Genomic DNA, 26,002 nt, shown 5'->3' on the forward strand with positions numbered 1-26,002 from the left:
CCGTGTTCGTACAGCATCAGAACGTCTGAGGTTTCAATGGAACTGCGCCACCTGCGCTACTTCGTCATGACCGCCCAGCTGCAGAGTTTCACCAAGGCTGCAGAGGCCCTGCACATTGCCCAGCCGCCGCTGGGGCAGCAGATCCGTGCGCTGGAGGAAGAGATCGGTACGCCGCTGTTCCATCGCCAGGGACGCGGCATTGTGCTCAGCGATGCCGGGCGGGTGTTCTGGGCGGCGGCAGTGGAGATCCTCGCCCGCGTCGACCAGGCCAAGGAACAGGCGCTGAGCGCTGCACGCGGTGAAGTCGGCACGCTGACCCTGGGACTGACCGAATCAGCCTCATACAACGAAGCGGTGACCGCGCTGCTGCGCAGGTTCCGGCAAGCGTATCCGGCTGTGCAGCTGCAACTGGTCGAAGATGGCAGTGAATCCCTGATCCGGCGCCTGGACAACGGCGAAGTGGACGCGGTGATCGTCCGTCCACCGTACTCGCATCCTGGGGAGTTGGTGATCCAGCAGCTCAGTGCCGAAGCACTGGTGGCCGTGCTGCCAGCCGAACACCCCCTGGCCGGCCGGGCCAGCATCGCACTGACCGAGCTGCGCGATGAGCGCTTCATCCTGTTCTCGCGGAAATCCGGCTATGGCCTGAGCGCCGATGTCGTCGCCGCCTGCCGCAGCCACGGCTTCACACCCACCATCCAGCAGGAAGCACCGCAGGTGGCCTCGGCCATCAATCTGGCTGCAGCGGGCCTGGGCATCGCCATCGTGCCTGCCTCGATGCAGACCCTGCATCGGCCGGGGCTGGCCTTCGTTGCCCTGCAACTGGGCATGCCGATCACCGCCCTGCAGCTGGCCGTGCGCTGCCAGCCTCCCGCACTGGCAGCGGCGCTCCTTCACTGTGCATCCGGCAGCACCGAAGTGCGCTCTTGATTATTTGACCGAGGCAAGTAATTATCTGCCTCAGTCAATTATTTCTCACTACCATGACAACGGGCACGCTTTCCGAACGCGCCGATGCGGTGCGACGCTTCAACCGCTTCTACACCCGGCAGATCGGCGTACTGCAGGAATCGCTGCTGCGCAGTGGCCTGTCCCTCACCGAAGTCCGCATCCTGTATGAACTGGCCCACCACGCACCGTTGTCGCCGTCTGACCTGTGCCGCGAGCTGGGCCTGGATGCCGGTTATGTGAGCCGGGTAGTGGCCAGGTTCGAGCGGCAGGGCTATCTCATCAAGGGCCGCTCGGCCGAGGATGCGCGCGTGGTCGTTCTGACCCTGGCGCCGCTTGGGCACAGCGTGTTCGCGCCACTGGAAGAGACCTCTCGGCAGGAAATGGTCGAACTGCTGGCAACGTTGCCCGAAATGGCGCAGCTGAAGCTGCTTTCGGCCATGGGCCAGATCGAAAGCGTGCTGGGCCACAAACCGCCCTCCTACCTGCTGCGGGATCCGCGGCCGGGAGACATGGGACTGGTGGTCTCGCGGCAGGCCGCACTGTACGCCCGCGAATTCGGTTGGAATGCGGAGTATGAAGCGCTGGTGTCGGAGATCGTTGCCCGGTACCTGCGCGAGCTGGATCCAGCGCGCGAACGCTGCTGGATCGCCGAAAAGGACGGCGACATGGTGGGCTCGGTCTTCGTGGTCAGGCAGGACGACACGACCGCCAAGCTGCGCCTGCTCTATGTGGACGCCACTGCGCGTGGCATGGGCATCGGTGCCCGGCTGGTCGAGGAGTGCATCGCATTCGCAGCGTCCGTCGGCTACACGCGGATCACGCTCTGGACCAACAGCGTACTGGCCGATGCCCGGCGGCTTTACGAGCGCGCGGGCTTCCAGCTGGTACAGGAAGAACCTCACCACAGCTTTGGCCATGATCTGCTGGGCCAGGTCTGGGAACGGATGCTCTGATACCCACCTCATGCGCATGGCCTGCGATGCCGTGCATCAATCTGCCCAGCTCGCCGTGTTCTTGCCGTGGCGCTTGGCGTGATAGAGGGCCTTGTCGGCCGTGGCCAGCCAGTCTTCCACGGTCCCCTGGCCCGGCGTCGCTGCGATACCGATACTGACACTGACCTCTACGCCCGGTGCTACCTGCCTTGCCGCTTCAAGCAGATGCAGCCGGATTCGCTCGGCCACCTGCATCGCGTCACGCGTCGTGCAGTCACGCAGCAGCACCACGAATTCGTCACCTCCCAACCGTGCCGGTATGTCGCCCGGGCGCGCGAATTCACGCAGGGTGGCCGCGATCTGCCGCAACACCTCATCCCCCGCCCGATGCCCATGCGAATCGTTGATGCGCTTGAAGTCGTCGACGTCGAGCATCAGCAGGCAGGCGAAACCGCCCTGACCCTGCGCCTTGTCCAGCACCTGCTGCGCGCGAAGGATCAGAAAGCCGCGGTTGGCCAGCTCAACCAGCGGATCCATCCGGCTCAGCCGTTGCAACTGGCGGTTCTGTGATTTGACCCGGCGCGCCAGCTGCCAGCTGAGGATGCTGAGGCCAATGCCATAGACGAACAGGAACGGCACGCTGAGCACGATCGTGCGCTGCGAGGAAACCGGTTGATACGGGAATCCGAGCACCCACCAGATGGACATGAAACCCACCACCAGTGCCAGCGTCGCCCGTACTGCCAGACGTACCCCGCCGGCGGCGATCTTGTCGGCGACCAGCAGCGCGGCGAACAACGCACTGGGCACCACGCTCAACCCCATGAAGGCGATCCAGCCGCCGCCGAAGAAGGAATCGACCACCATGCAACGGAACTGGACCACCGCGGGTTGCCGCGAGCGATGGATCAGCAGCAGCGCGAGCGCCGGCCAGACCAGTGCATTGAACAACAGCAGGGCCCACGCCAGCGGGCCATCCTGGCGTTCAAGAATGATCGAAGCGATGGGAATCGCCCCCAACCCATTGCCAACGAAGCGCATCCAGCCGATGCGCCGTGCCGCGCCGATGCCCTCGACTGCGACTTCCGTCGCGTCAATCAAGAACGGCATGGCCGGCCTCCTTGAGCGATCGCACGTTCCCCCCTGGCAGCCTGGCGGGCTGCCTGTGGCGAGTCTGACAGCTTCGCGTCAATTCCGGATCAAGGGCTCCAGCCTGCAATGGCGCCGGCCGGCGGCGGCAAGCCCACCGCACTGCCGTCAGCCGCGCTTTGGCACAGCCGTCGAGGCCCGCAGCATCAGGCTGAAATCCAGCGTCTGCTGAAGCGGCACATCGACCTGTTCGATGATGGCCAGCAGCAGGTTGACCGCACGCTCGCCAATCTCGCGCATGGGCTGCCTGATGGTGGTCAGCGGCGGCGTGAGGTAGCGCGACGACGCCAGATCGTCGAAGCCGACGATGGACAGATCATCCGGTACGCGGATGCCCAGTTCCCGGCAGGCCGACAAGGCACCCAGCGCCATCTGGTCACTGAAGCAGAAGATCGCGGTGGGCGCGGTGGCCGAGGCCAACAGCGCCTGCGCGGCCGCATGACCGGATTGCAGGGAAAAGTCCCCCGGCACGATGCTCAGGTGGCGCAGGCGGCCGCGCGCCCTGCCGGCAGCCCGGACCCCTTCCATGCGTTGCTGGTGCAGCGGATTGTCCGGCGGCCCGCCCACCACGGCAATGCGCTCGTGTCCCAGTCCATACAGATGGTCCATCACCGCGCGCGCGGCAGCCGCGTTGTCGATGTGGACACTGGGGATGCCCAGCGCGGGATCGAATTCGCAGCCATTGACCACCGGCGCAGCAGCACCCCGCTGCTGCACGATGTCGCGCGCCGTCGGCGGCAGCCGATGCCCCAGCACGATCAGGCCGTCGGCCTCGTTGCGCCGGAGCATCTGCGCGTAGCGCTCCTCGCGCTCGGGCAGGTTCTGGGTATCGCCGAGCAGGACGGCGTAGCCGACGGCCTGTGCAGCGTCCTCCGCACCCTGCAGGATCTGTGCAAAGAAGGGATTGGCGATGTCCGGAACGGTGACCAGGATCTTGCCGCTGCGCTGGGTCTTGAGCGTGCGGGCTACCGTGTTGGGAACATAGCCCAGCGCGGCGGCGGCCTGCTCGATACGCGCGCGGGTGGCTGGCAGGACTTTGTCCGGTCGCGAAAGCGCCCGCGACACCGTGCCTGCGGAGACGCCGACGCGCTTTGCGATGTCGTAGATGGTGGCGATGGCGTTAGTTCTCCTGCCCGCTGTGCAGTGCACAACAGGTCCTGCGTGAGCCCCTGCTAGGATAATGCAATCGATTGCATCGAGGGCGAATCACGTTGAAGACGCTCAAGGGTCCAGCGCTGTTCCTGGCGCAGTTCATCGGCGACACAGCTCCTTTTGATCGGCTGGACACGCTGGCCGGGTGGGCCGCGGGTCTGGGCTATTCTGGCGTACAAGTGCCGACCAGCGCGCCCCACCTGTTCGATCTGGCCGAGGCCGCGCGCAGCCAGGCGTACTGCGACGACATTGCCGGCATGCTGGCCGGCCATGGCCTGCAGATCACCGAGCTATCCACCCATCTGCAGGGGCAGCTGGTCGCCGTCCATCCCGCCTATGACAGTCTGTTCGACGGATTCGCACCCGCGGACAAGCGCGGCGACCCGGCCGCCCGCCAGGCCTGGGCAGTGGAGCAGCTTCTGTTGGCCGCCAAAGCGAGCCAGCACCTGGGGCTGACCGCGCACGCTACCTTCTCCGGCGCGCTGGCCTGGCCCTACTTCTATCCCTGGCCACAACGACCGCCGGGTCTTGTGGAAGAAGCCTTCGCCGAACTCGGCCGCCGCTGGCGCCCCATCCTGGATGCGTTCGACGCGTGCGGTGTGGACCTGTGCTTCGAGATCCATCCGGGTGAGGACCTGCACGACGGCGCGACCTTCGAGCGCTTCCTCGATGTAGTGGATCACCATCCCCGCGCGAAGATCCTGTACGACCCCAGCCACCTGTTGCTGCAGCAGATGGACTACCTCGGTTTCATCGACCGCTACCACGCGCGCATCGGCGTCTTCCACGTGAAGGATGCGGAGTACCACGCGAGCGCCAGCAGCGGCGTGTACGGCGGCTACCAGGACTGGATCGATCGTCCGGGGCGGTTCCGTTCACCCGGTGATGGCCAGATCGACTTCAAGGCGATTTTCTCGAAGTTCGCCCAGTACGACTTCCCCGGGTGGGCGGTGCTGGAATGGGAGTGCTGCCTGAAGCACCCGGAGGATGGCGCACGCGAGGGGGCCGCCTTCATCCGCGACCACATCATCCGCGTGACCGAACGCGCCTTCGACGACTTTGCCGACAGCGGCACCGACGCCGCTTCATTGCACCGCATGCTGGGAATCTGAGCCGATACCGCCCCGGGAGGGCAAGCCATGACGCACGCCATGTCGCGCTTGGGCGCGATGATGTTTCTGCAGTTCTTCATCTGGGGGGCGTGGTTCGTCACCCTGGGTACCTATCTGGTGCAGGGCCCGCTGCAGGCCAGCGCGAGCCAGGTGGCGACAGCCTTCCTCAGCCAGTCCGTCGGTGCCATCGTCGCCCCCTTCCTGGTCGGCCTGATCGCCGATCGCTACTTCGCGGCACAGCGCATCCTTGCCGTATTGCACCTGGCCGGCGCGGTACTTCTGTGGCTGGCCTCCACTGCAACGGACTTCGGTAGTTTCTCCGCCTATGTCATGGGCTACATGCTGCTGTTCATGCCCACGCTGGCACTGGCCAACAGCGTGGCGATGCGCCACATGCAGTCGCCCGAGAAACAGTTCCCACTGGTGCGGGTGGCGGGCAGCATCGGCTGGATCGTGGCGGGCGTGCTGATCGGTTGGCTGGGCTGGGAACAAGCACATCGGCTCGCGCTCACCTTCCAGATGGCGGCAGTGGCATCGCTGGTGCTGGGCCTGTATGCGTTCACCCTGCCGCATACGCCGCCCCTGGCGCAGCAGCGCGACGCCGGGCTCGGCCAGATCCTGGGGCTGGATTCACTGCGGCTGCTGAAGTCGCGCGCCTATCTGGTGTTCTTCCTGGCTTCCATCGCCATCTGCATCCCGCTGTCGTTCTACTACAACTTCACCAATCCGTATCTCAACGACCTGGGCGTGCGCGGTGCCGCCGGCCTGCAGTCGCTGGGCCAGGTTTCCGAAGTGCTGCTGATGCTGGCCATGCCGTTCCTGTTCGTGCGGCTGGGGGTGAAGACGATGCTGGCAGTCGGCATGGCCGCGTGGGTGGTGCGCTACGTCATGTTCGCTTTTGGTGATGCGGGCAGCGGCTTCTCCCTGCTGGTGATCGGCATCGTGCTGCACGGCATCTGCTACGACTTCTTCTTCGTCACCGGCCAGATCTACACCGATGCACATGCCGGCCCCGCCGCGCGCAGCAGCGCGCAGGGGTTCATCACCCTGGCCACCTATGGCGTAGGCATGTTGATCGGCACCTTCCTGTCCGGCGCGGTGGTGGAGCACTTCACCACCGAGGCCGGCCCCGACTGGCAGCAGATCTGGTTGTTCCCCGCCGGCGTTGCACTGGTGGTGCTGATCGCCTTCCTGCTGTTGTTCCGCGACCGGCCGGTGGCCGCCGTCGCGCCCTCCACACCCTGAGGACCTGAGCCGATGCCCACGCTTGGAATCGCCATCATCGGCGCCGGCATGATCGGCGCCGTGCATCGTCGTGCGGCACTGCTGGCCGGTGCCGAAATCCGTGGCGTGGCCGCCTCGTCTCCGCAGCGCGCGCATGAGGCCGCGCAGTCCTGGAATGTCCCACGCGCCTACCGGGACATCGACGAGGTGATCGCCGATCCGCAGGTGCAGGTGGTGCACGTCTGCACGCCCAACCACCTGCACCGTGCCATGGCGCAGGCCGCGCTGGAAGCCGGCAAGCATGTGATCTGCGAGAAACCGCTGGCGACGACGCTGGACGATGCGCAGGCACTGGCGGCGTTGGCGGCATCGACCGGATTGATTACCACGGTGCCCTTCGTTTACCGCTACCACCCGGTGGTCCGCGAGGCCCGTGCACGCATCGCGCAGGGCGACCTGGGGCCGTTGCACCTGATCCACGGCAGCTACCTGCAGGACTGGCTGCTGGACCCGGCCAGCAACAACTGGCGCGTAGACCCGGCGCTGGGCGGCGTATCACGCGTGTTCGCCGACATCGGTTCGCACTGGTGTGACCTGGTGGAATGGGTCAGCGGCGAGCGCTTCACCGAAGTCAGCGCGGCGTTCGCCACCGTGATCGCTGAGCGCGGCGCCGTCAGTGCGCAGAGCTTCAGTACGCCAACCACAGCCAGTGCGATGCAGGCGGTCGCGAGCGAAGACGTTGCCGCGGCGATGTTCAGGACCGGCGCCGGCACACTGGCGTCACTGACGGTCAGCCAGGTCTCGGCCGGACGCCACAACCGCCTCTGGTTCGAGATCGATGGCGCCAAGGCCAGTGTGGCCTTCAACCAGGAGGATGCCGAACGACTCTGGATCGGACATCCCGACCAGCGCGAGGAAATCTTCGTTCGAGGCCCCGCTGCCGGCAGTGCCGATCAACGCCGCCTTTCCGTGCTGCCGGCCGGACACGCACAGGGCTACGCCCAGTGTTTCGAAGCATTTGTCGCCGACACCTATCGCGCCATTGAAAGCGAGCGGCCGCAGGGCCTACCCACCTTCGAAGACGGCCTGCGCTCGGCGCAGATCGTCGATCGTGTCATTGCATCGGCCAGGTCACACGCCTGGACCCCCATCGGTTGAATCCCGGGAGGATCTGTTGATGAAAACCCCTGCTCGCAGAACCACAACGCTCGCCTTGCTGCTCCTTGCTACCCTGCCCGCCTTTGCACGTGATGCCGCCGGTCCGCAGAAGCCCATCGCCGTGCAGATGTACACACTGCGCGACGCTGGCCCACTCGACCAGCAGCTGAAGATCGTCCACGACGCGGGTGTGCGCGCGGTGGAGACGGTCGGCACGCAGAACGCCAGCGCTGCGGAGCTCAAGCAGCTGCTGGACAGGTATTCGATCAAGGCGGTTTCGTCGCACGTGCCGCTGGCCGAGCTGCGCGACAACCTGGACGGCGTGGTGGCGTTCAACCGGTCAATCGGCAACACCACCCTGGTCGTGCCTTACCTGGATGCAAAGGATCGGCCGACAGACGCCGCGGGCTGGACCGCACTGGGCCAGGAGCTGGGCAGGATCGCGAAACAGGTACGAGCCAAGGGCATGCGCCTGGCCTATCACAACCACGACTTCGAGCTGGTCGACTTCGATGGCAGGACCGGGCTGGAGCTGCTGTTCGCAGCGGCCGGGCCCGACCTGCAGACCGAGCTGGACCTGGCCTGGGTCGCGCGCGCCGGCCTGGACCCGGTGGTGATGCTGGGAAAACTCCGCGGCCGCCTGTTCGCGGTGCACGCCAAGGACAATGCGCCCAAGGGCCAGGCCCAGGACGAAGGCGGATTCGCCGCCGTGGGCCAGGGCGTGCTGGACTGGAACGCGATCCTGCCCGCCGCTGCAGCCGCCAACGTGCAGTGGTACATCGTCGAACACGACCAGCCACGCGATCCGGCCAAGGTCATCCGGACCGGCGCGGACTATCTGCGTCAACACCTGACCGTCAGCCTGCCGGCCAGCGCACAGCGCTAGCGCGCGAAGGAGCCCTGCTTGGACACTCGCTTGAAACTGAGCTTCACCCTGGCCCTGGTTCTGTGCGGCACGGCGCTGGCGACCACGGCCTGGTGCAAGGATGACCCCGCCGCCGGTGCGAAGCTCTACACCGCGAACTGCACGGCTTGCCATGGTGCGGATCGCGCGGGCATGCCGGGCGCGTTCCCTGCGCTCACCGACGTCAGCAAGCGCCTGGACGCCGCGCAGATCAAGGACAAGATCAGGAAGGGCGGCGGTTTGATGCCGCCCTTCCCGCAGCTGTCGCAACAGGAAATCGATGACATCGCCAGCTATCTGGCGAAGTAAGCGGCCGGCGACCACGCCGGCCGTGTGCCGTTACAGCTCGCGCACCCAGATGTTGCGGTAGCTGACCTTGGAGTCATGCTCCTGTAGATAGAGCGGCGCGCACGCATGGGGCGCGTACGAAGGCGCACCGATGTACTCGGTCCTGCCTGCCAGCACGGTATCGTCCTGTACCAGCACACCGTTGTGCAGCACAGTAATGCGCGCGGGTGACGCCAGCCCGCCGCCCTGCGAGAAGCGTGGGGCCTTCCAGAGGATGTCGTAGGCCTGCCACTGCCCCGGTGCGCGCGAGACGTTCACCAACGGCATCGCCTGCTTGTAGATGGAACCCGCCTGGCCATTGGCATAGGTCGGGTTGTTGTAGCTGTCGAGCACCTGCAGTTCATACAGTTCCTGCAGGAAGATGCCGCTGTTGCCCCGGTTCTGGCCGTCGAAGCCTTTGGTGTCGGTGGGTGTGCGCCACTCGACATGCAGCTGGACATCGCAGAACCGCTGTCGGGTGCGGATGCCCTTGCTGCCCTGAACGACGGTCATCGCGCCATCGGCAACCGTCCAGGGCACACGCCCGCCCTGCTCCGCCTCCCACGCGGAGACATCCTTGCCATCGAACAGCACGATGGCGTCGGACGGCGCCTTGCCCGCTGGCGTTGCCACGACTGCAGGCACCGGCGTCCACACCTCGGTCTTCTTCGGATCGCGTGCAGCGTCGACACTGTCCTGCGCGAATGCAGGCACTGCGGCCAGCAGGCCGGTGGCAATCAACAGTGAGCGGATCATCAGGGTGTCGTCCATCAGCTGGTCCCCCACGCCGGCGTACCGGGGACATAGGCCAAGTCGCCGTCGTAGCGACCCGGCACGGCGACGTACTGCAGCACCCCTGTTGCGCCGACCTTGGAGGTGAAGAAGCCGAAGATGGCCAACTGCTTGATCATCGTGAAGTAATGCGGCATCGCCTCGCCCTCTTCTGGTGTGCCGGTCTCGGTCACGTCGGCATGGCGTGCCTTGGCTTCGGCGTCCAGCGTGCGCAGCAAGCCGGTGCGGGCTTCCGGCGTGAGCGACACGAAGCGGCCGCCGGCGCGCTTGTCGATGTCGGCCAGGCCGGCGCGGAACGTCGCCTGCTGCCGGGCGGTGTAGCAGTCGCTGACGAACGTCGCCATGAACAGGCCGGCGCCAGCATCCTTCGCGCCAGGTGTCCGGGTCCGCGGCAGGATGGTCTCGGCGATCTCGTCCAGCGTGCCGACATCGGCATCGGAGAAATGGATCTTCGTGGCGCCCGCCGGTGCCTGCCCGTGCACAAGCGCAGGCAGGCCGACCATGGCCGCGCCAGTGGCGGCGACGATCATCTTCAACAGTTCGCGGCGATCCATCAGAGGTTCCCCGCTTTCAGTTCGCGTACCGCGTGGTCGGCGGCACGGGCCGTCAATGCCATGTAGGTCAGCGAGGGATTTACGCAGGCGCTGGAGGTCATGCAGGCACCGTCGGTGACGTACACGTTGGGCGCATCCCAGACCTGGTTGTGCTGGTTCAATACCGAGCTCTTCCGGTCACGTCCCATGCGCGCGGTCCCCATCTCGTGGATGCCCTTGCCCGGGGCGTAGTCGTTGTCGTGCATCTTCACGTCCTTGACGCCGGCCGCCTCCAGCATCTCAGCGGCATCGGCGGCCATGTCCTTGCGCATCGCCAGTTCGTTGGCACGCATGGCAACGTCCATCGCCAGCACCGGCAGGCCCCACTTGTCCTTGCGGTCGTGGTCCAGGCGGATCGTATTGTCGTGGTGCGGCAGCATTTCACCGAACCCGGTCATGCCGATGCGCCAGTCACCCGGCACGGTCAGCGCCTCCTTCAGATCGGCACCGATGTTCAGCTCGGCGATCTCGCGCGACCAGCCCGTGCGGCTGGCACCGCCCTGGTAGCCGAATCCGCGCAGGTAGCCGCGCTTGTCGGCGGCGACGTTGCGGAACCGTGGAATGTAGAAGCCGCACGGACGGCGGCCGAAGTAGTACTTGTCCTCGTAGCCCTCGACCCGACCGGAGGCACCCGCACCGAAATGGTGGTCCATCACGTTGTGCCCGAGCTCGCCCGACGAAGAGCCCAGCCCGCCGTCCCAGACATCGGTAGCCGAATTCATCAGCAGCCACGTCGAGTTGAACGACGACGCGTTGAGGAAGATCACCTTGGCTGTGTACTGGTAGGTCTGGCCGGTCTCGGCGTCGATGACCTCCACGCCACGCGCACGCTTGCGATCCTTGTCGTAGAGCACTTCCTTGACGATCGAGAACGGCCGCAAGGTCAGGTTGCCGGTTTTCATCGCCGCTGGCAGCGTCGCCGCCTGGGTCGAGAAGTAGGCACCGAAGGGACAGCCCAGGATGCACTTGTTGCGGTACTGGCAGTTGACGCGCCCCTGCTCGGGCATCGGCTTGGTGATGTTGGCGGTGCGCGAGTGGATCATATGGCGCGTTCCGCCGAAGGCCTTCTTGATACGCGCGGCCACATCCTTCTCGACGATGTTCAAGGGAATCGGCGGCAGGAACTCGCCGTCCGGCAGCACGTCCAGTCCTTCGCGCGTGCCGGCGATGCCGGCGAACTTTTCCACGTAGTCGTACCACGGCGCGATGTCGGCGTAGCGGATCGGCCAGTCAGCGGCGATCCCGTCCTTGAGGTTCGCCTCGAAATCCAGATCAGAGAAGCGATAGCTCTGCCGCCCCCACAGCAGCGAGCGGCCGCCGACGTGGTAGCCACGGAACCAGTCGAAGCGCTTGGTCTCGATATAGGGCGAGTCCTGTTCGTTGGCCCACATCCCTTCCAGATTCTCGGCCAGCCCATAGTCGCGCATCAGCACCGGGAAGTCGGCCTTCATCGCCTGCGTTGGCCGGTTCCGGTGCGGGAAGTCCCACGCCTCCTTCATCGCGTTGACGTAGTCCTTGACGTGCTCGATGTTGCGACCACGTTCCAGCATCAGGACCTTCAGGCCCTTCTCGGTCAGCTCCTTTGCTGCCCAACCGCCACTGATTCCCGAGCCAACAACAATGGCGTCGTAGTGATTATCTGCCATGGGTTTCTCACCTGGGTGGATATCGTTTCAGACGTCGCAGAGGCGGATCGCCTCGCGCAATGAGGCAACGGGATCGGGCGCTGCAGGCGTGAACTCCTGCGCCAGATACCCCTTGAAACCGATGTCGCGGATCGCGCGACAGATGGCCGGATAGTGGAGCTCCTGCTGGTCTCCGATCTCGTTCCGGCCGGGCACGCCTGCGGTGTGGTAGTGCTTGAAGCAGGCGTGATGCTTGCCGATGGTGGCGATGATGTCGCCCTCCATGATCTGCATGTGGTAGATGTCGTAGAGCAAGCCGAAATTATCTGAGCCCAGCCGCTGGCACAGCTCTACGCCCCACGCAGAGTGGTCGCACAGGTAGTCGCGATGATCGACCTTGGAGTTGAGCAATTCCATCACCAGCACCACGCCGCGTTTCTCGGCATGCCCGAGGATGCGCTTGAGCCCGGCTTCGGCGTTGGCCATGCCCTCTCTGGGGTCCATGCCGTTGCGGTTGCCGGAGAAGCAGATCAGGTTTCGATAACCGGCATCGGCGACCAGATCGATGTGCCGCGTGTAGCGCTCCACCAGTTGGTCGTGGAACTCGCGTCCGGCAAAACCCTTGGTGAGACCCAGTTCTGCGCCGTTGCACATCGAACTGTAGATGCCATGAGCCTTCAGCGTGGGCCAGTCTTCCGGGCCGACCAGGTCGATCGCGGCAAAGCCAATGTCTTTCACCGTCGCGCAGAGCTGGGCGACCGACAGCTGCGGGAAGGTCCAGCGCGCGACGGAGTGCTTCAGGTTGCCTTTGAGCGGCGCCGTGGCGGCGAATGCGGGCAACGTGCCCGCGATTGTCGCGGCCCCCAGGCCAATGCTGCCGGCAACTGCGAGGCGCAGCGCATCGCGCCGCGTGAGCCCCGTCGCCGGGGCCGGTCTGATCGAATGGATGGACATCCACCTGCCGGCCTCCCAACCGGTATCAAACGCAACGATTCACAGCAATGCAATCGATTGCACCATAGGGGAGGAAATTGTCTGTTTGCAAGTCGCGGTGCACGAAAAACTGATGCTGCGAGGCACAACGTCGATGACATCGCACAAAAAGAAAAGCCCCGCATCAGCGGGGCTTTCTTTTTGCTGCGAACGAGCGTCCGATCAGAACGGAATATCGTCGTCAGCGAAGTCGTCCATCGGCGGAGCCTGCTGCGGCTGCGGGCGCTGGTTGCCGCCCTGGTTGCCATAGCCACCGCTCTGGCCGCCACGCTGGCCACCACCGCCACCGCCACCGTACTCCTGGCGCGGAGCCTGCTGGCGCTGCGGGCGCTCGCCGCCGCCGTAGTTGCCACCACCACCACCACCGCCGCCGCCTTCACCACGGCCGCCCAGCATCTGCATTTCATCGGCGATGATATCGGTGGAGTACTTCTCCACGCCGTCCTGGCCGGTGTACTTGTCGTAACGCAGGCTGCCTTCGACGTAGACCGAGCTGCCCTTGCGCAGGTACTCGCCAGCGATTTCGCCGAGCTTGCCGAAGAACACCACACGGTGCCATTCGGTACGTTCCTGCTGGTTGCCATCCTTGTCCTTGCGGACGCTGGTGGTGGCCAGGCTGATGCGGGTGATCGCCATGCCGCCCTGGGTGTACTTCACGTCCGGGTCGTTGCCGAGATTGCCGACCAGGATGACTTTGTTGATGCCGCGCGCCATAGGTGTGTTCGTCCGTTGTACAGGGCAGGCCGCCAGTGATAGCACAGCCCCGGTCGGGGGTGCAGTACGCTGGGCCGCCCCTGTTGAAATTTGGGGGAATGCGAGAACGATGCATCTTAGCATTGCCGCCGCCGTCCGCCCGGTCAGAAGACCCCGGCCGCACCCGAGGATTGAACCGATTTCCTTGTCCGGCAATGACTTACCTTCGCCTCGGCAGACATCCGGAGGGGCATTCGCGTCTGCCCATGGCATCATGGCCCGAGCACCCTCCACCCTGCCCCCTTCCGCGTGCCCATGACGATCAAAGGCAAAGCCACCTCCCTGGACATCGCCCACCTGGCCGGGGTCTCCCAGCCGACCGTGTCGCGGGCCCTGCGTGGCAGCCCGATGGTCAACGCCGAGACCCGCGAGCGCATCCTGCGCATCGCCCGTGAGCTGAACTACAAGGTCGACAAGAACGCCTCCAGCCTGCGCCTGCGCAATGCCGGCACGCTGGCCCTGCTGTTCTTCGAGGACCCGACCAACGACGACTCGCTGATCAACCCGTTCTTCCATTCGATGCTCGGCTCGATCACCCGCGCCTGCGCCCTGCACGGGCAGGACCTGCTGGTCTCGTTCCAGCAGCTGTCCACCGACTGGCAGGCCGATTACGAGGACAGCAACAAGGCCGACGGCATCATCCTGCTCGGCTACGGCGACTACCACGAATCACGCGATCGCCTGCAGCGGTTGGTCGAACAGGGCACGCACTTCGTGCGCTGGGGCGCCGCCCTGCCCGGCCAGCCCGGCGTCTCGATCGGCAGCGACAACTTCCAGGGCGGGCACGACATCACCACCCACCTGCTGCAGCAGGGTTGCCGCCGCATCGCCTTCCTCGGCCATGCCTCCAGCCACTACCCCGAATTCCAGGAGCGCTACCGTGGCCATGTCGCGGCCCTGCAGGAACACGGCCTGGCCGCCGATCCGGCGCTGCAGCACGATGCGATCACCACCGAGGCCTCCGGCCAGGAGGCCTGCCAGGCGCTGCTGGCGCGCGGCGAGCCGATTGATGCGATCTGTGCCGCCAGCGACCTGATCGCCATTGGCGCCATGCGTGCCCTGCGCGAAGCCGGCCTGCGCGTGCCACAGGACGTGGCGGTGACCGGCTTCGACGACATCCCGCTGGCGGCGTCGGTATCCCCGGCGCTGACCACGGTGCAGCAGGACACCAAGCAGGCCGGGCAGCTGCTGGTGGAGCGCCTGCTGGCGTTGATCGGCCGGCAGCCGGTGGACAGCCAGAGCATCCCGGTGAAACTGGTGGTGCGGGAATCGTCGCTGCGCACGTAGCCTTCCGTAGTACCGAGCCATGCTCGGCGGAATGCATGAGACGCAACGCCATCCGCAGCCGAGCATGGGCTCGGCTCTACAGGACCTACGCCACTACGCGCCGCCCGGCATCGCGGTGCGGACCGCTGCACTGAACTCATCCAGCAGAAACGGCTTGGCGATCATCGCCATGCCCGTATCAAGGAAGGACGAGCGCTCCTGCGCCTTCTCCGCGTAGCCGGTCATGAACAGGATCGGGAGTGCCGGCCGCGACTGGCGCGCGATTTCCGCCAGCTGGCGACCGTTGAGCCCCGGCAGCCCGACATCGGTCACCAGCAGGTCGATGGTCGCAGCTGAGGCCAGAATCGGGATGGCCGCGTCGGCATCGCCAACCACCTGGGCGTGGTACCCCAGATCTTCAAGAACGACCGTAACCAGCATCCGCACCTGCTCGTCGTCCTCCACCACCAGGATCGACTGCCCCGCACCACGCCGGATCGCCTGCGCGGGTGCGGCCTCCTGCGATACCTCAGCCTCCTGTGCCAAGGGAATGAACAACAACACCGCAGTGCCTTCACCCACGTTCGATTCAATGGCGATATGGCCGCCGGACTGCTGCATGAAACCGTAGACCATCGACATGCCCAGGCCCGTGCCCTTGCCGATGGGTTTGGTGGTGAAGAACGGCTCGAACGCGCGCTCGACCACCTCCGGTGCCATGCCGGCGCCGGTGTCGGCCACCGTCACCATCGCGTAGTCGCCAACCGGTACCGCGCGATACTGCCCCTCACCGACGCTCACCTGCGCCGTGCGCAGGGTGAGTTCACCGCCGTGGGGCATCGCGTCACGCGCATTGATCGCCAGGTTCAGGATCGCACTTTCGAACTGGTTGGCGTCCAGCGTGGCATGCAGCGGCACCGGGCAGGTCTCGGTACGCAGGCGCACCGTTTCCCCGATCGTGCTGTGCAGCAGCTGCTGTACCGATACCATCAGCGTGTTTATCTCCACCGGCCGTGCGTCCAGCGACTGCCTGCGCGAGAACGCGAGCAGGCGCTGGGTCAATGCAGCGGCACGCTGTGCGGAAGTGGTGGCGGTATCCAGGAAACGCTCCAGATCGTCCACCCGCCCCATGTCCAGGCGCAGGCGCACGATGTCCAGCGCCGACAGTATCCCGGTGAGCATGTTGTTGAAGTCGTGGGCGATGCCACCTGTCAGCTGGCCGATCGCCTCCATCTTCTGCGATTGCCGCAATGCCGCCTCACTGGCTTCGCGCGCAGCCATCTGCGCTTCCAGCTCCCGCGTGCGCTCGGCCACCATCGCCTCCAGCGCATGGGCGTGCTGCTGGCTGCTGGCCAGTGCCAGCTTGGCTGTGGTGATGTCGGTGACGAAAACATGGAATCCGTCGACCCTGCCCTCGGTATCGGTACGTGGCGAGTAGCGCACTTCGCAGTCGCGCCGGCCCCGTTGCGGATGTGGCCAGGTGATCTCGAAGACCGCCGCTTGCCCCTCCAGAGCGCGCTCCATCGCCGTTCTGCGCTGCTGCCATACAGATTTGCCGATCACCTCACGAACATGCCTCCCGATCACTTCGCCGGCGGCGAGATCGAACCAGGTCTCATAGGCCCGGTTGGCAAAACGGAAGCACATCGAACGGTCGATGAAGGCGATCAGGACCGGCATCGCATCGGCGATCACGCGCAGCTCGGCCTCACTGCGGGTCAGCGCGGCACGGCCGTCTGCCAACGCCGTCATCTGGTCACGAACAAGAAACTGTTTGTCGCGAGCCCGCAGTGCACCCTGGACGGCACTGATCAGCGACATGCTGCCAAGCGGCCTGTCCATCTCAACGACGTTGATCGAAACAGGCAACAATGCCTCGCGGGTGGAACGGCGGTGCGATCGCGCCGAGCGCAGCAGGATGAACGGGATATCCGACCAGGCCGGCTGCTGCTGCAATGCCGGAAGCATGCCGTCCGCACCACGCACCAATGCTTCCTGGGTCACCACCACCAGCCCGGTGCGATCATCCAGATGCTCGGCCAGCTCCTCCAGGTTGCCTGCGATGCGCGTTGCCAGCCCTGCCCCTTCCAGTACCGCAGCAATGCTGTCGGCATCGCGTCCAAAGGGAGCCACGATGCGGACAACCGTGAAGCCCTCGCCGCTATCGAGCATCGGACTGGCCCAGCAGCGCCGCGCTGTCACCTACGAATTCGGGCGTTCCGGTAAGGATGCCCTGGAAGTCTGCCAACGGCGCACTGACGGTGATGCCCCGCCCGTCGATCTTCAGTTCACGGATGGTGTCTTCGTGCGCACCGCCGCGGTTCTTGATCACCGAAATCGCCTTGCGGATGCGCCCCTTGGCCTCGAAGAAGCGGAACAGCACGACCGCATCAGCGATGTAGGAAACGTTGAGGCTGCCGGTGGACATGGTGCCGACCAGGCCGTGTTGCGGATTGATCAGGAACGTCGCTACACCCTTCTGGTTGAGATAGGACAGCATTTCGTGGAGCTGCAGCATCAACTGCTTTTCCTGCGGCATGGCGGTCACGTAACCATTCAGGCTGTCGATCACCAATACGCTGCAGTTGCGCTCCTCCACCGCCTTGCGCAGGTTCCAGGAGAACTCGCCCGGCGATACCTCGGCCGGATCCATCTGCAGGATCTCCAGCAGGCCCGATTGAAGATGTTTCTCCAGGTCGATATCCAGTGCGGCGGCACGCTCCAGCAAGGTGCCGATGCGCTCATCGAATTCGAAGATGCAGCTGCGCTCGCCACGTTCGCAGGCCGCCCACACGTACTGCAGTGCCACGTTGGTTTTGCCGCTGCCGGCCGGGCCGGTCAGCAGGGTAGAGGTACCGCGCAGCGGCCCCCCGCCCAGCAAGCGATCGATCTCATCCACGCCACTGCTGACCGGCGAGCCCACGAAGCGGCCATGGTGTTCCGAGGCGATCAGGCGCGGGAAGATCTGCAGGCCGCCGCGACGGATCACCATGTCGTGGTAGCCAGCGATGAAATCGACACCGCGCAGCTTCTGCACCTGCATGCGACGGCGTGCAGGACCGAAATCCAGGGTCAGGCGCTCCAGCGACACTACGCCGTGGCACAGACTGTGCAGCTGGCCATCGCGCTCATCGCCGGTGGAGGTCAGGTCATCGACCAGGATGACCGTGGCGCTCTTGGGTGCGAAGAACTGCTTGAGTGCGAGGATCTGACGACGATAGCGCAATGAATCCTGCGCCAGCAGGCGAAGCTCCGACAGCGAATCGAACACCACCCGGGTCGGCCCGATACTGTCCACCTTGGACATGATCAGGTTGACCGTCTCATCCAGTTCCATTTCCCACGAGTGCAGCACCGATTGCAGGCGGCCATTGCCCATTGCGCCCTCGGCCGAGCCAAGCTCGAACAGGTGCAGGCCCTCCAATGACCAGCCATGGGCGGCAGCGACTTCGCGCAGCTCCTCGGCGGTTTCGGAAAGAGTGATATACAGGCAGCGCTCGCCACGCTGCAGGCCTTCCAGCAGGAACTGCAGCGACAACGTGGTCTTGCCGGAGCCGGGCGGACCCTCCAGCAGATACAGGCGTGCCTGCGGCAGCCCGCCGCCCAGGATGGTGTCCAGTCCCTCTACTCCGGTTACGGTCCGCATGTGCGCCTGCATGGCAATGACGAAAGAGGGTCCGAGCCTAGCGGTGGCGCTGTGGAGGCATTGTGTGATCCCGAGCACCGATACCAACGCATTCAGGAATGCTTCACGGCGTGGCCACGGCGGGGAGACTGGCCAAAGACACCGTGACCAACGGCGCATGACGTAGCCCCCGTTCAGCGCGATAAACGGCAGATCACTACAGGGAAAGGTGTACGTCGCATGCTGAAGATCGACTCGCTGTCCAAGACGTACGCCAACGGCGTGCATGCCCTCAACAACGTTACCCTGGACATCCCGCGCGGCATGTTCGGCCTGCTCGGTCCGAACGGTGCCGGCAAATCCTCGCTGATGCGCACGCTGTCCACCCTGCAGGAGGCCGACAGCGGCACCGCCACCCTCAGCATTCCGGGCGAGGCACCGATCGACGTGCTGCGCGACAAGGACGCGGTGCGCCGCCGGTTGGGCTACCTTCCGCAGGATTTCGGCGTGTACCCGAAAGTCAGCGCGCTGGACCTGCTGGAACATTTCGCGGTGCTCAAGGGCCTGACCCAGCGCGCACAGCGCCGCGAGGTGGTCGATGGGCTGCTGCAGCAGGTGAACCTGTGGGACGCGCGCAAACGCAAGCTGGGCACCTACTCCGGCGGCATGTGCCAGCGCTTCGGCATTGCCCAGGCGTTGCTGGGTGACCCGCGGCTGGTGATCGTCGATGAACCCACCGCCGGCCTCGACCCGGAGGAACGCAACCGCTTCCTCAACCTGCTGGCGGCCATTGGTGAGAACGTGGCGGTGATCCTGTCCACCCACATCGTCGAGGACGTGACCGACCTGTGCCCGACGATGGCGATCATGAACAAGGGGCAGGTGCTGCTGACCGGGCGCCCTACCGATGCGATCGAGGCCTTGCAGCAGCAGGTCTGGCGCAAGCAGGTCGATCCTTCGGAACTGGCCGACCACGAGGCACGCTACGTGGTGCTGTCCACCCGCCTGGTCGGTGGCCGCCCGGTGATCCACGTGCACAGCGCCAACGACCCCGGCGATGGCTTCGCGGCCGTGGCTCCCGATCTCGAGGATGTGTACTTCCAGCGCCTGCGCCTGCAGGCCCGTGCCCGCGCGGCAGCCTGAGCGGAGCACACCATGATCCTCAACTTCTTCCGTTTCGAGCTGCGCGAGCAGCTGCGCTCCCCGCTGCTGTGGCTGCTGGCCGGGCTGTTCGCCCTGCTCGCCTTCGCCGCCGCCTCCAGTGATGCGGTGCAGATCGGTGGTGGCGCCGGCAATGTGCACAGCAACGCACCCACCGTGATCGCACAGATGCTGGGCATCTTCACCCTGCTCGGCATGCTGGTCACCGCGCTGTTCGTCAGCAACGCGCTGTTGCGTGACTTCGAACTCGGTACCGCCGAACTGATCTTCGCCAGCCCGGTAAAGCGCCGCGACTACCTGGCCGGGCGCATCGCCGCCGCCCTGGCTGCCGGTTTGCTGGTCTACGTCCTGATTGCCTTCGGCCTATGGCTGGCGCCGTTCATGCCCTGGGTCGATCCCGAACGCATGGGCCCGATCAGCTGGCAGGGCTATGCCTGGACGTTCGCGGTCATCGTCATTCCGAACCTGTTGTTCACCACCGCGCTACTGTCGCTGCTGGCCGCCCTGACCCGTTCGATCCTGTGGGTCTACATCGGCCTGGTGGCCTACCTGGTGCTGTACGGTGCCAGCGCCGCGTTGCTGCGTGACATCGACAACACGTGGATCGCGGTGCTGAGCGAACCGCTGGGCATGCGCGCACTCGGTCGTACCATCCGCTACTGGTCTACCGCAGAACGCAACAACGGAATTCCCGAACTGGCCGGTTATCTGCTGGCCAACCGCGCCTTGTGGCTGGGCGTGGCGGCCGCGCTGTTTGCCGCGACCTTCGCACTGTTCCGCACCGAACGCAGCGGCAGCGGCCGTCGTCGATGGGGCCGCAGGCAGGCGCAGCCGGTTGCCGATGCCGGCGCCGTCCGCCCCACCCGCGCAAGGCTGCCGCGCGTGGTGCCGGTGTTCACCGCCGCTACGGCGTGGCAGCAGTTCCTGCGTCAGGTCCGCTTCGATACGCGCGGCGTGCTGCGCAGCGTGCCATTCATCGTGCTGCTGGTGCTGGGCCTGGCCAATTTCCTGCCCAGCGCACTGTTCCGGCAAACCCTGTACGGCACCTCGATCTGGCCGGTCACCTCGCAGATGATCATGGCCCTGCAGGGCGCCTTCAGCTGGCTGCTGGTGATCATCGTGCTGTTCTTCGCCGGCGAGCTGGTCTGGAAGGAACGCAGCGCGCGCATCAACGAAGTGACCGACGCCATGCCGGTGCCGAACTGGGTACCGCTGCTGGCCAAGTTCACCGCGCTGCTGGCGGTGATCGTCTGCTTCCAGGCGGCCGGTGCAGTGGCCGCGATGGGCGTACAGCTGGCCAAGGGCTACACGCATCTGGAGCCGCTGCTGTACCTGCGCAGCCTGGCGCTGGATTCGGTGGTCTACATCCTGATGGGGGGCCTGGCGCTGGTGTTGCAGGTGCTCACCAACAACAAGTTCGTCGGTTACGCACTGCTGATCGTGGTGATGATCGGCCAGGGTGTGCTGGGCCTGCTCGACTACACGCAGAACCTGTACAACTTCGGCAGCTGGCCCAACGCGCCCTATTCGGACATGAACGGCTACGGCCACTTCCTGACCGGGCAGCTGGCGTTCCAGGGCTACTGGGCGCTGTTCCTGCTGACCTTGATGTGCCTTGCGTCAGCCTTCTGGGTACGGGGTGTCAGCCAGGGCCTGCGCCAGCGCATGACCCTGGCCGGACGTCGCCTGCGCGGTCCGACCGGTGCCTGCGCCGGGCTGGCGGCACTGGCCTTCTTCGGCGTAGGTGGCTGGCTGTACTGGAGCACCAACATCCGCAACGAGTTCATCGCGCCCGACCAGCAGCTGGATCTGCAGGCCCGCTACGAGCGCGAGCTGTCGAAGTACCGTAACCTGCCGCAGCCCCGCATCGTGGCGGTGGACAACCGCGTGGACCTGTCCCCGGAATCGCAGTCGATGGTGATCGATGCGAACTGGACGATGCGCAACACCCATGCCACACCGATCGAGGACGTGCACGTCTCGATGGGTGATGACAAGCAGCTGGTCGCGGTCGACCTGGGCGGACAGACGCTGGCGATGCACGATGCCGATCTCGGCTACCGCATCTACCGCCTGCAGAAACCGCTGCAACCGGGTGAAACCCGCAGCGTGCATTTCCGGGTGGTGCAGAAGCCCAACGGCATCACCGCCGGCCAGGCACCGAGCAACATCGTGGACAACGGCACGTTCTTCAACAGCCGCGTACTGCCTTCGTTTGGCTACAACGAAGGCGCCGAGATCAGCGACCGCAACGAGCGCCGCAAGCGCGACCTGGGTGAGCCGCGGCGCATGCCCAAGCTGGAAGACGAAGCCGCACGGGCCAACACCTACATCTCCAACGATGCCGACTGGCTCGACTTCCGCACCACGGTCTGCACTGCGCCGGACCAGGTTGCACTGGCGCCGGGTTACCTGCAGCACGAGACCACGGTCAATGGCCGGCGCTGCTTCAGCTATGCCATGGACCGGCCGATGCTGAACTTCTACGCCTACCTGTCGGCACGCTGGGAAGTGCGCAGGGCCAAGTACAAGGACATCCCGGTGGAGGTCTACTTCGACCCGGCGCACGGTTACAACGTGGACCGGATGATCGAAGCGGTGCAGAAATCGTTGGCCTACTACGAGGCCAACTTCACGCCCTACCAGCACCGCCAGGTGCGCATCATCGAGTTCCCGGGCTATGCCCGCTTCGCGCAATCGTTCGCCAATACCATTCCCTATTCCGAAGCCATCGGTTTCATCGCCGACCTGCGTGACCCGGACAAGGTGGACTACGTGTTCTACGTGACCGCGCATGAGATCGCGCACCAGTGGTGGGCGCACCAGGTGATCGGCGCCAACGTGCAGGGCGCAACGGTCCTGTCCGAATCGCTGTCGCAGTACTCTGCACTGATGGTGATGGAGCAGGAGTATGGCCGCCAGCACATGCGCCAGTTCCTCAAGCGCGAACTGGACAGCTATCTGTCCGGTCGCGGTGGCGAGGCCATCGAGGAACAGCCGCTGGAACGCGTGGAGAACCAGCAGTACATCCACTACCAGAAGGGTTCGCTGGTGTTCTACCGGCTGCGTGAGGAAATCGGCGAGCAGGCGTTGAACCGCGCGTTGAAGCGCTTCCTGCAGGACAAGGGGTACCAGCAACCGCCGTACACCACCTCACGCGAACTGCTGGGCTACATCCGTGACGAGACCCCGGCCGACCGCCAGCAGCTGGTCACCGACCTGTTCGAGAAGATCAGCTTCTACGACAACCGCGTGATGGCCGCCACCGCCCGCAAGCGCGATGACGGCCGCTACGACGTGACCCTGGACCTGCACGCCGCCAAGCAGTACGCCGACGGCAAGGGCAAGGAAAGCGACGGGAAGATGGATGACTGGGTCGAGGTCGGCGTGTTCGCCAATGGGCCATCGGGCAAGGAGCGCGACCAGAAGGTGCTGTACCTGCAGCGCCACCACATCACCAGCGGCGAGCCGAAGATCACGGTGACGGTGGATGAAAAGCCGGACGAAGCAGGCTTCGATCCCTACAACAAGCTGATCGACCGGGTGAGCGATGACAACCGGCGCAAGGTGACGATGTAAGGGGTGTGGTGGTGCCGGTCCGAGGGCCGGCATCGTTCGAAGAAGCATCCACGCGTGACATGGGTGTCCACGGGCAAGATGATGCCGAGGTAGATCCACGCCATGCGTGGATGCCGTTCCGCGGCATGGTCTACCGCGTCGGCTACGCTGCGGGGCTTTGCGAACCCGGCTTCGGCCCCAGCAACGCCAGCAGCACGAAGACCACGATCGAGGCGACGGTGCCGAGCACCGCCGGCAACCCGAATGCCCACGCTGAGCGGCCCTGCTGGCGTGCCCACTGCGCGAGATGCCAGGCCGCGCCCAGGTTGATCAGCCAGGCAATGGCGAACACCGGCCACAGCACCATGCCCACGGCGCGCAGCAGGGGCATGGACACCAGCGCGACGACGATGGCCGCGATCAGGAAAATCAGCGCGGAGCGGGAATGGCGGGGTCCGGCCATGGTCACGATATCAGCCGCCAGAAGAGGGAGTCCGCTTCCAGAATAACGCTGACTGACCCTGGTTGCAGCAGATGGCCCCATCGGGGCCAGATTGGATGCCTGACATCAAGATCCTCAGATCTCTGACGAACCGCGCGGCGGTTACCGATACGCGGCAGTCGCCACGAAGCGCAAGGTGAATCAGGGGGAACACCGTGGATCAGGAAGGTGTACCCGCAGGTACACCCACTCGTCCAAGGAGTCAGTTTGTGAAAATGATCTCTGCAGCCGCCTTGATTCTGGCAGGTTCCGCGCTGTCCCCGTTCGAGGCGCACGCGGTCCAGGTAGTCACCTGTGGCAATTGCACTCAATCCTGGCAATACGAGTCCGCTGGCGAGATGGCTCATGGGTTCCGTCGTGGCTGGGAGGTCTACCTCGTGGTCAACCCCAACACCGCCGAAGCGCTTTACGTCACCGTCAACTACATTCCTCCTGGCGAGGTTCCCAGACGCTTCCACCAGGCCCCTCCCCAAGGCAGTTTGGAAGTCACTGCTGACGTCATCGTTCCAAGCTGGCGCCTGCCGAGCCAACCGGTGCTGAGCCGGCATGGGCAAGGTGACTTCGACAGCAGTTCACAGGGCCTGGCAGACGGCGAACGACTTCAGCTTGAAGCAATCGTCCGCATGTCGAAAGAATGGGTATTCATAAAACCCGTAAACGACAGCGGCCACTTCTCAAGCCTGCATGTCGCAATCCAATTCATTCCGGCAGTAGATGATGCGATCCGGATCGCGCACACGGCAAACAATCCGGCCTGGCAACATGGACAGATCAATGGAAACCTCATCGGCTCGCTCTTCCGGTCACTCGAGCATTTCTTCGGAAGAGGCATTGGCGGCTGCCTGCTGATGGACAACGGCGACACTGCTTGCTGGCAGATCAACCCAATGGCAAGAGGTGCGGCTCGACTGATCAAAGGCACGGCCAAGGATGTTTTCGGCCAGGCGTTGCCTGAATCAAACACCATCAAGAATGGGGGACAGATTGATATTGATATCGACAAGGGTGATTGGCCTCGCGAGATCCGCTACAACTTCAGTGGCGGCTACTACCGATGCGGATCGGTAAACGGGAGGCTGGATCGCTGCGAATGGATCCGTCCCCGCTAGGAGATCCGCCATGAAGATATGGATGCAGCTGGTAACGCATTCCCTGGTCGCCATCGCATTCTCGCTTCTGGGGGCATTTCACATCACCCATGGACTACCCAGTCTGAAGCGCCAGTACAGCGATGATCTCGCGATGTCCATCCATCTGCTTTTCGACGAGGATGGCGAAGCAAGATCCCAAGCTGAGCTACAGTCCAGGATCTCATCCTACATCGTCAATATGCTGTTGCTCTCAGCCAGCTCATCGGGAAAATCGGATGCGGAGAATGAGCGCTTGGCAGCAATCAGCAGACGCGTTCTCGCACAGGACCTCCTGCGATACATCGAGCGCGACGATGTACGCCACAATGCTGTCTTCGTGGCGGGCAACCTGACTGCCGATTGAGCATTCGATACCCGAAGTCTGCAAACCCTGTGGCTGCCTCTGTTCCGACAGCGGCGAGCCGGAGCTCCCGCGCTTATTCAACGGGCACATCCAGCTTACCGCCTGGACGGAGCACCAAGGTGCTTCCTTAGAGTGAACGCACCATCACCAGCACACGATAGCTGCGGTTGTCGACTTCCTGCAGCGGTTTCCAGCCCAGCCGCGCGTACAAGCCTCCATCCAACGCTTCGGTCTGCAGGTACAGGTCGGAAACCCCCATCCGCACGGCTTGCGCCGCAGCCTGTTCAACCAGTCCGCTGGCCAAGCCGCGGCCCCGATGACTGTCGGCCACGAACACACTGCCCAGCCAATGCTCGTACTGCGGGAATGCCTGCATCTCTCTGCGCTTGAGCTGCACGGCACCGGCCAACCGGTCTCCATCGAAAGCGGCGATCAGATTCGGAAAGCCGTCGGCATCCTGCGGCGGGTTCAGCCGCTGCAGTTCCTGTTCCAACGACAAGCCGGCGTCCTGGCCCCATTGTGCGTGGTACCACTGGGCCAGCTGCTGCCGTTCCGGTGCGCCAGCGGGTAATACCCTGAATTCCATGGCAATGCCTTGATCCCGATATTGCCCAAGAGGATCACGGACGGCGCTCGAAGGGAAGCCCTCTGTGGAGTCGAGCCATGCTCGACTCATCAGGCCATGCGCGAAAGGCAGTCGAGCACGGCTCGACTCTACAAATAGCGCGGCG

The 26,002-nt window shown here is 64.8% G+C and carries 23 protein-coding genes; 12 read left to right on the forward strand and 11 right to left on the reverse strand.

Annotated features, from left to right (window positions below; translation table 11 throughout):
- Positions 1 to 36 precede the first annotated feature (36 nt).
- Together ABR323_RS20045 and ABR323_RS20050 are read left to right on the forward strand one after the other, a co-directional pair.
- Entirely contained in the window at positions 37 to 930 is an 894-nt protein-coding gene (locus ABR323_RS20045; protein WP_439450558.1) for a LysR family transcriptional regulator, read from the forward strand.
- A gap of 53 nt (positions 931 to 983) precedes the next feature.
- Positions 984 to 1,904, forward strand: a complete 921-nt coding sequence (locus tag ABR323_RS20050) for a bifunctional helix-turn-helix transcriptional regulator/GNAT family N-acetyltransferase (protein WP_135272673.1) — start codon at positions 984 to 986, stop codon at positions 1,902 to 1,904.
- 36 nt (positions 1,905 to 1,940) lie between these two features.
- Here the strand turns inward: ABR323_RS20050 and ABR323_RS20055 are convergent, their stop codons facing one another.
- On the reverse strand, positions 1,941 to 2,993 hold the full coding sequence (locus ABR323_RS20055; RefSeq protein WP_135272672.1) for a sensor domain-containing diguanylate cyclase: 1,053 nt from the start codon (positions 2,991 to 2,993) through the stop codon (positions 1,941 to 1,943).
- 147 nt (positions 2,994 to 3,140) lie between these two features.
- Entirely contained in the window at positions 3,141 to 4,148 is a 1,008-nt protein-coding gene (locus ABR323_RS20060) for a LacI family DNA-binding transcriptional regulator (RefSeq protein WP_439450585.1), read from the reverse strand.
- A gap of 95 nt (positions 4,149 to 4,243) precedes the next feature.
- On the opposite strand from ABR323_RS20060, the gene ABR323_RS20065 reads away from it, so the two are divergent.
- The 5 genes from ABR323_RS20065 to ABR323_RS20085 are packed head-to-tail and all read left to right on the forward strand — an operon-like array spanning position 4,244 to position 8,891.
- The gene (locus tag ABR323_RS20065; RefSeq protein WP_439450559.1) at positions 4,244 to 5,296 is read left to right on the forward strand and encodes a sugar phosphate isomerase/epimerase family protein; all 1,053 of its coding nucleotides are present in this window, start codon (positions 4,244 to 4,246) and stop codon (positions 5,294 to 5,296) included.
- Between the two features lie 27 nt (positions 5,297 to 5,323).
- Positions 5,324 to 6,541, forward strand: a complete 1,218-nt coding sequence (locus ABR323_RS20070) for a nucleoside permease (protein ID WP_439450560.1) — start codon at positions 5,324 to 5,326, stop codon at positions 6,539 to 6,541.
- A gap of 12 nt (positions 6,542 to 6,553) precedes the next feature.
- A complete protein-coding gene (locus ABR323_RS20075; RefSeq protein ID WP_439450561.1) occupies positions 6,554 to 7,678 on the forward strand; it encodes a Gfo/Idh/MocA family protein in 1,125 nt (374 codons plus the stop codon).
- Positions 7,679 to 7,697: 19 nt separating this feature from the next.
- A complete protein-coding gene (locus ABR323_RS20080) occupies positions 7,698 to 8,564 on the forward strand; it encodes a sugar phosphate isomerase/epimerase family protein (protein ID WP_439450562.1) in 867 nt (288 codons plus the stop codon).
- Positions 8,565 to 8,582: 18 nt separating this feature from the next.
- Complete coding sequence (locus tag ABR323_RS20085; RefSeq protein ID WP_439450563.1) at positions 8,583 to 8,891, forward strand: c-type cytochrome; 309 nt, start codon at positions 8,583 to 8,585, stop codon at positions 8,889 to 8,891.
- 30 nt (positions 8,892 to 8,921) lie between these two features.
- On the opposite strand, the gene ABR323_RS20090 is transcribed toward ABR323_RS20085, so the two are convergent.
- The 5 genes from ABR323_RS20090 to ABR323_RS20110 form a co-directional block, all read right to left on the reverse strand.
- The gene (locus tag ABR323_RS20090) at positions 8,922 to 9,680 is read right to left on the reverse strand and encodes a 3-keto-disaccharide hydrolase (RefSeq protein WP_439450564.1); all 759 of its coding nucleotides are present in this window, start codon (positions 9,678 to 9,680) and stop codon (positions 8,922 to 8,924) included.
- The gene (locus ABR323_RS20095; protein WP_439450565.1) at positions 9,680 to 10,255 is read right to left on the reverse strand and encodes a gluconate 2-dehydrogenase subunit 3 family protein; all 576 of its coding nucleotides are present in this window, start codon (positions 10,253 to 10,255) and stop codon (positions 9,680 to 9,682) included. The genes ABR323_RS20090 and ABR323_RS20095 overlap by 1 nt, the downstream gene beginning before the upstream one ends.
- Positions 10,255 to 11,940: a GMC oxidoreductase gene (locus ABR323_RS20100; RefSeq protein WP_439450566.1), complete on the reverse strand. Its 1,686-nt coding sequence runs from the start codon at positions 11,938 to 11,940 to the stop codon at positions 10,255 to 10,257. Before ABR323_RS20100 ends, ABR323_RS20095 begins: the two co-directional genes overlap by 1 nt.
- A gap of 27 nt (positions 11,941 to 11,967) precedes the next feature.
- Positions 11,968 to 12,873 carry a hydroxypyruvate isomerase family protein gene (locus ABR323_RS20105; protein WP_439450567.1) on the reverse strand — a complete coding sequence of 302 codons (906 nt, stop codon included), beginning with the start codon at positions 12,871 to 12,873 and terminating at the stop codon, positions 11,968 to 11,970.
- A 201-nt stretch (positions 12,874 to 13,074) separates the two neighbouring features.
- Positions 13,075 to 13,626 (reverse strand): single-stranded DNA-binding protein, encoded by a 552-nt coding sequence (locus ABR323_RS20110; protein ID WP_439450568.1) that lies wholly within the window; start codon positions 13,624 to 13,626, stop codon positions 13,075 to 13,077.
- A gap of 294 nt (positions 13,627 to 13,920) precedes the next feature.
- Here ABR323_RS20110 and ABR323_RS20115 point away from each other — a divergent pair, with 294 nt between their 5' ends.
- Positions 13,921 to 14,952, forward strand: coding sequence for a LacI family DNA-binding transcriptional regulator (locus ABR323_RS20115; protein WP_439450569.1), 1,032 nt, complete (start codon positions 13,921 to 13,923; stop codon positions 14,950 to 14,952).
- Positions 14,953 to 15,045: 93 nt separating this feature from the next.
- Here ABR323_RS20115 and ABR323_RS20120 read toward each other — a convergent pair whose 3' ends face one another.
- Both ABR323_RS20120 and ABR323_RS20125 read right to left on the reverse strand, forming a co-directional pair.
- Positions 15,046 to 17,103 carry a PAS domain-containing protein gene (locus ABR323_RS20120; RefSeq protein WP_439450570.1) on the reverse strand — a complete coding sequence of 686 codons (2,058 nt, stop codon included), beginning with the start codon at positions 17,101 to 17,103 and terminating at the stop codon, positions 15,046 to 15,048.
- Positions 17,093 to 18,589 carry an ATPase domain-containing protein gene (locus tag ABR323_RS20125; protein ID WP_439450571.1) on the reverse strand — a complete coding sequence of 499 codons (1,497 nt, stop codon included), beginning with the start codon at positions 18,587 to 18,589 and terminating at the stop codon, positions 17,093 to 17,095. Before ABR323_RS20125 ends, ABR323_RS20120 begins: the two co-directional genes overlap by 11 nt.
- 207 nt (positions 18,590 to 18,796) lie before the next feature.
- Between ABR323_RS20125 and ABR323_RS20130 the strand changes: the two genes are divergently transcribed.
- The gene (locus ABR323_RS20130; RefSeq protein WP_439450572.1) at positions 18,797 to 19,699 is read left to right on the forward strand and encodes an ABC transporter ATP-binding protein; all 903 of its coding nucleotides are present in this window, start codon (positions 18,797 to 18,799) and stop codon (positions 19,697 to 19,699) included.
- A 12-nt stretch (positions 19,700 to 19,711) separates the two neighbouring features.
- Entirely contained in the window at positions 19,712 to 23,296 is a 3,585-nt protein-coding gene (locus ABR323_RS20135; RefSeq protein WP_439450573.1) for an ABC transporter permease/M1 family aminopeptidase, read from the forward strand.
- A 142-nt stretch (positions 23,297 to 23,438) separates the two neighbouring features.
- Here the strand turns inward: ABR323_RS20135 and ABR323_RS20140 are convergent, their stop codons facing one another.
- Complete coding sequence (locus tag ABR323_RS20140; protein WP_439450574.1) at positions 23,439 to 23,738, reverse strand: hypothetical protein; 300 nt, start codon at positions 23,736 to 23,738, stop codon at positions 23,439 to 23,441.
- Between the two features lie 248 nt (positions 23,739 to 23,986).
- Here ABR323_RS20140 and ABR323_RS20145 point away from each other — a divergent pair, with 248 nt between their 5' ends.
- Both ABR323_RS20145 and ABR323_RS20150 read left to right on the forward strand, forming a co-directional pair.
- On the forward strand, positions 23,987 to 24,886 hold the full coding sequence (locus ABR323_RS20145) for a hypothetical protein (protein ID WP_439450575.1): 900 nt from the start codon (positions 23,987 to 23,989) through the stop codon (positions 24,884 to 24,886).
- Positions 24,887 to 24,896: 10 nt separating this feature from the next.
- Positions 24,897 to 25,271: a hypothetical protein gene (locus ABR323_RS20150; protein WP_439450576.1), complete on the forward strand. Its 375-nt coding sequence runs from the start codon at positions 24,897 to 24,899 to the stop codon at positions 25,269 to 25,271.
- Between the two features lie 127 nt (positions 25,272 to 25,398).
- Here the strand turns inward: ABR323_RS20150 and ABR323_RS20155 are convergent, their stop codons facing one another.
- Entirely contained in the window at positions 25,399 to 25,857 is a 459-nt protein-coding gene (locus tag ABR323_RS20155) for a GNAT family N-acetyltransferase (protein WP_439450577.1), read from the reverse strand.
- Positions 25,858 to 26,002 lie beyond the last annotated feature (145 nt).

Origin of the sequence: Stenotrophomonas sp. ATs4, assembly GCF_051861585.1 — a bacterium.
GTDB classification, from domain to species: Bacteria; Pseudomonadota; Gammaproteobacteria; order Xanthomonadales; family Xanthomonadaceae; genus Stenotrophomonas; species Stenotrophomonas maltophilia_AS.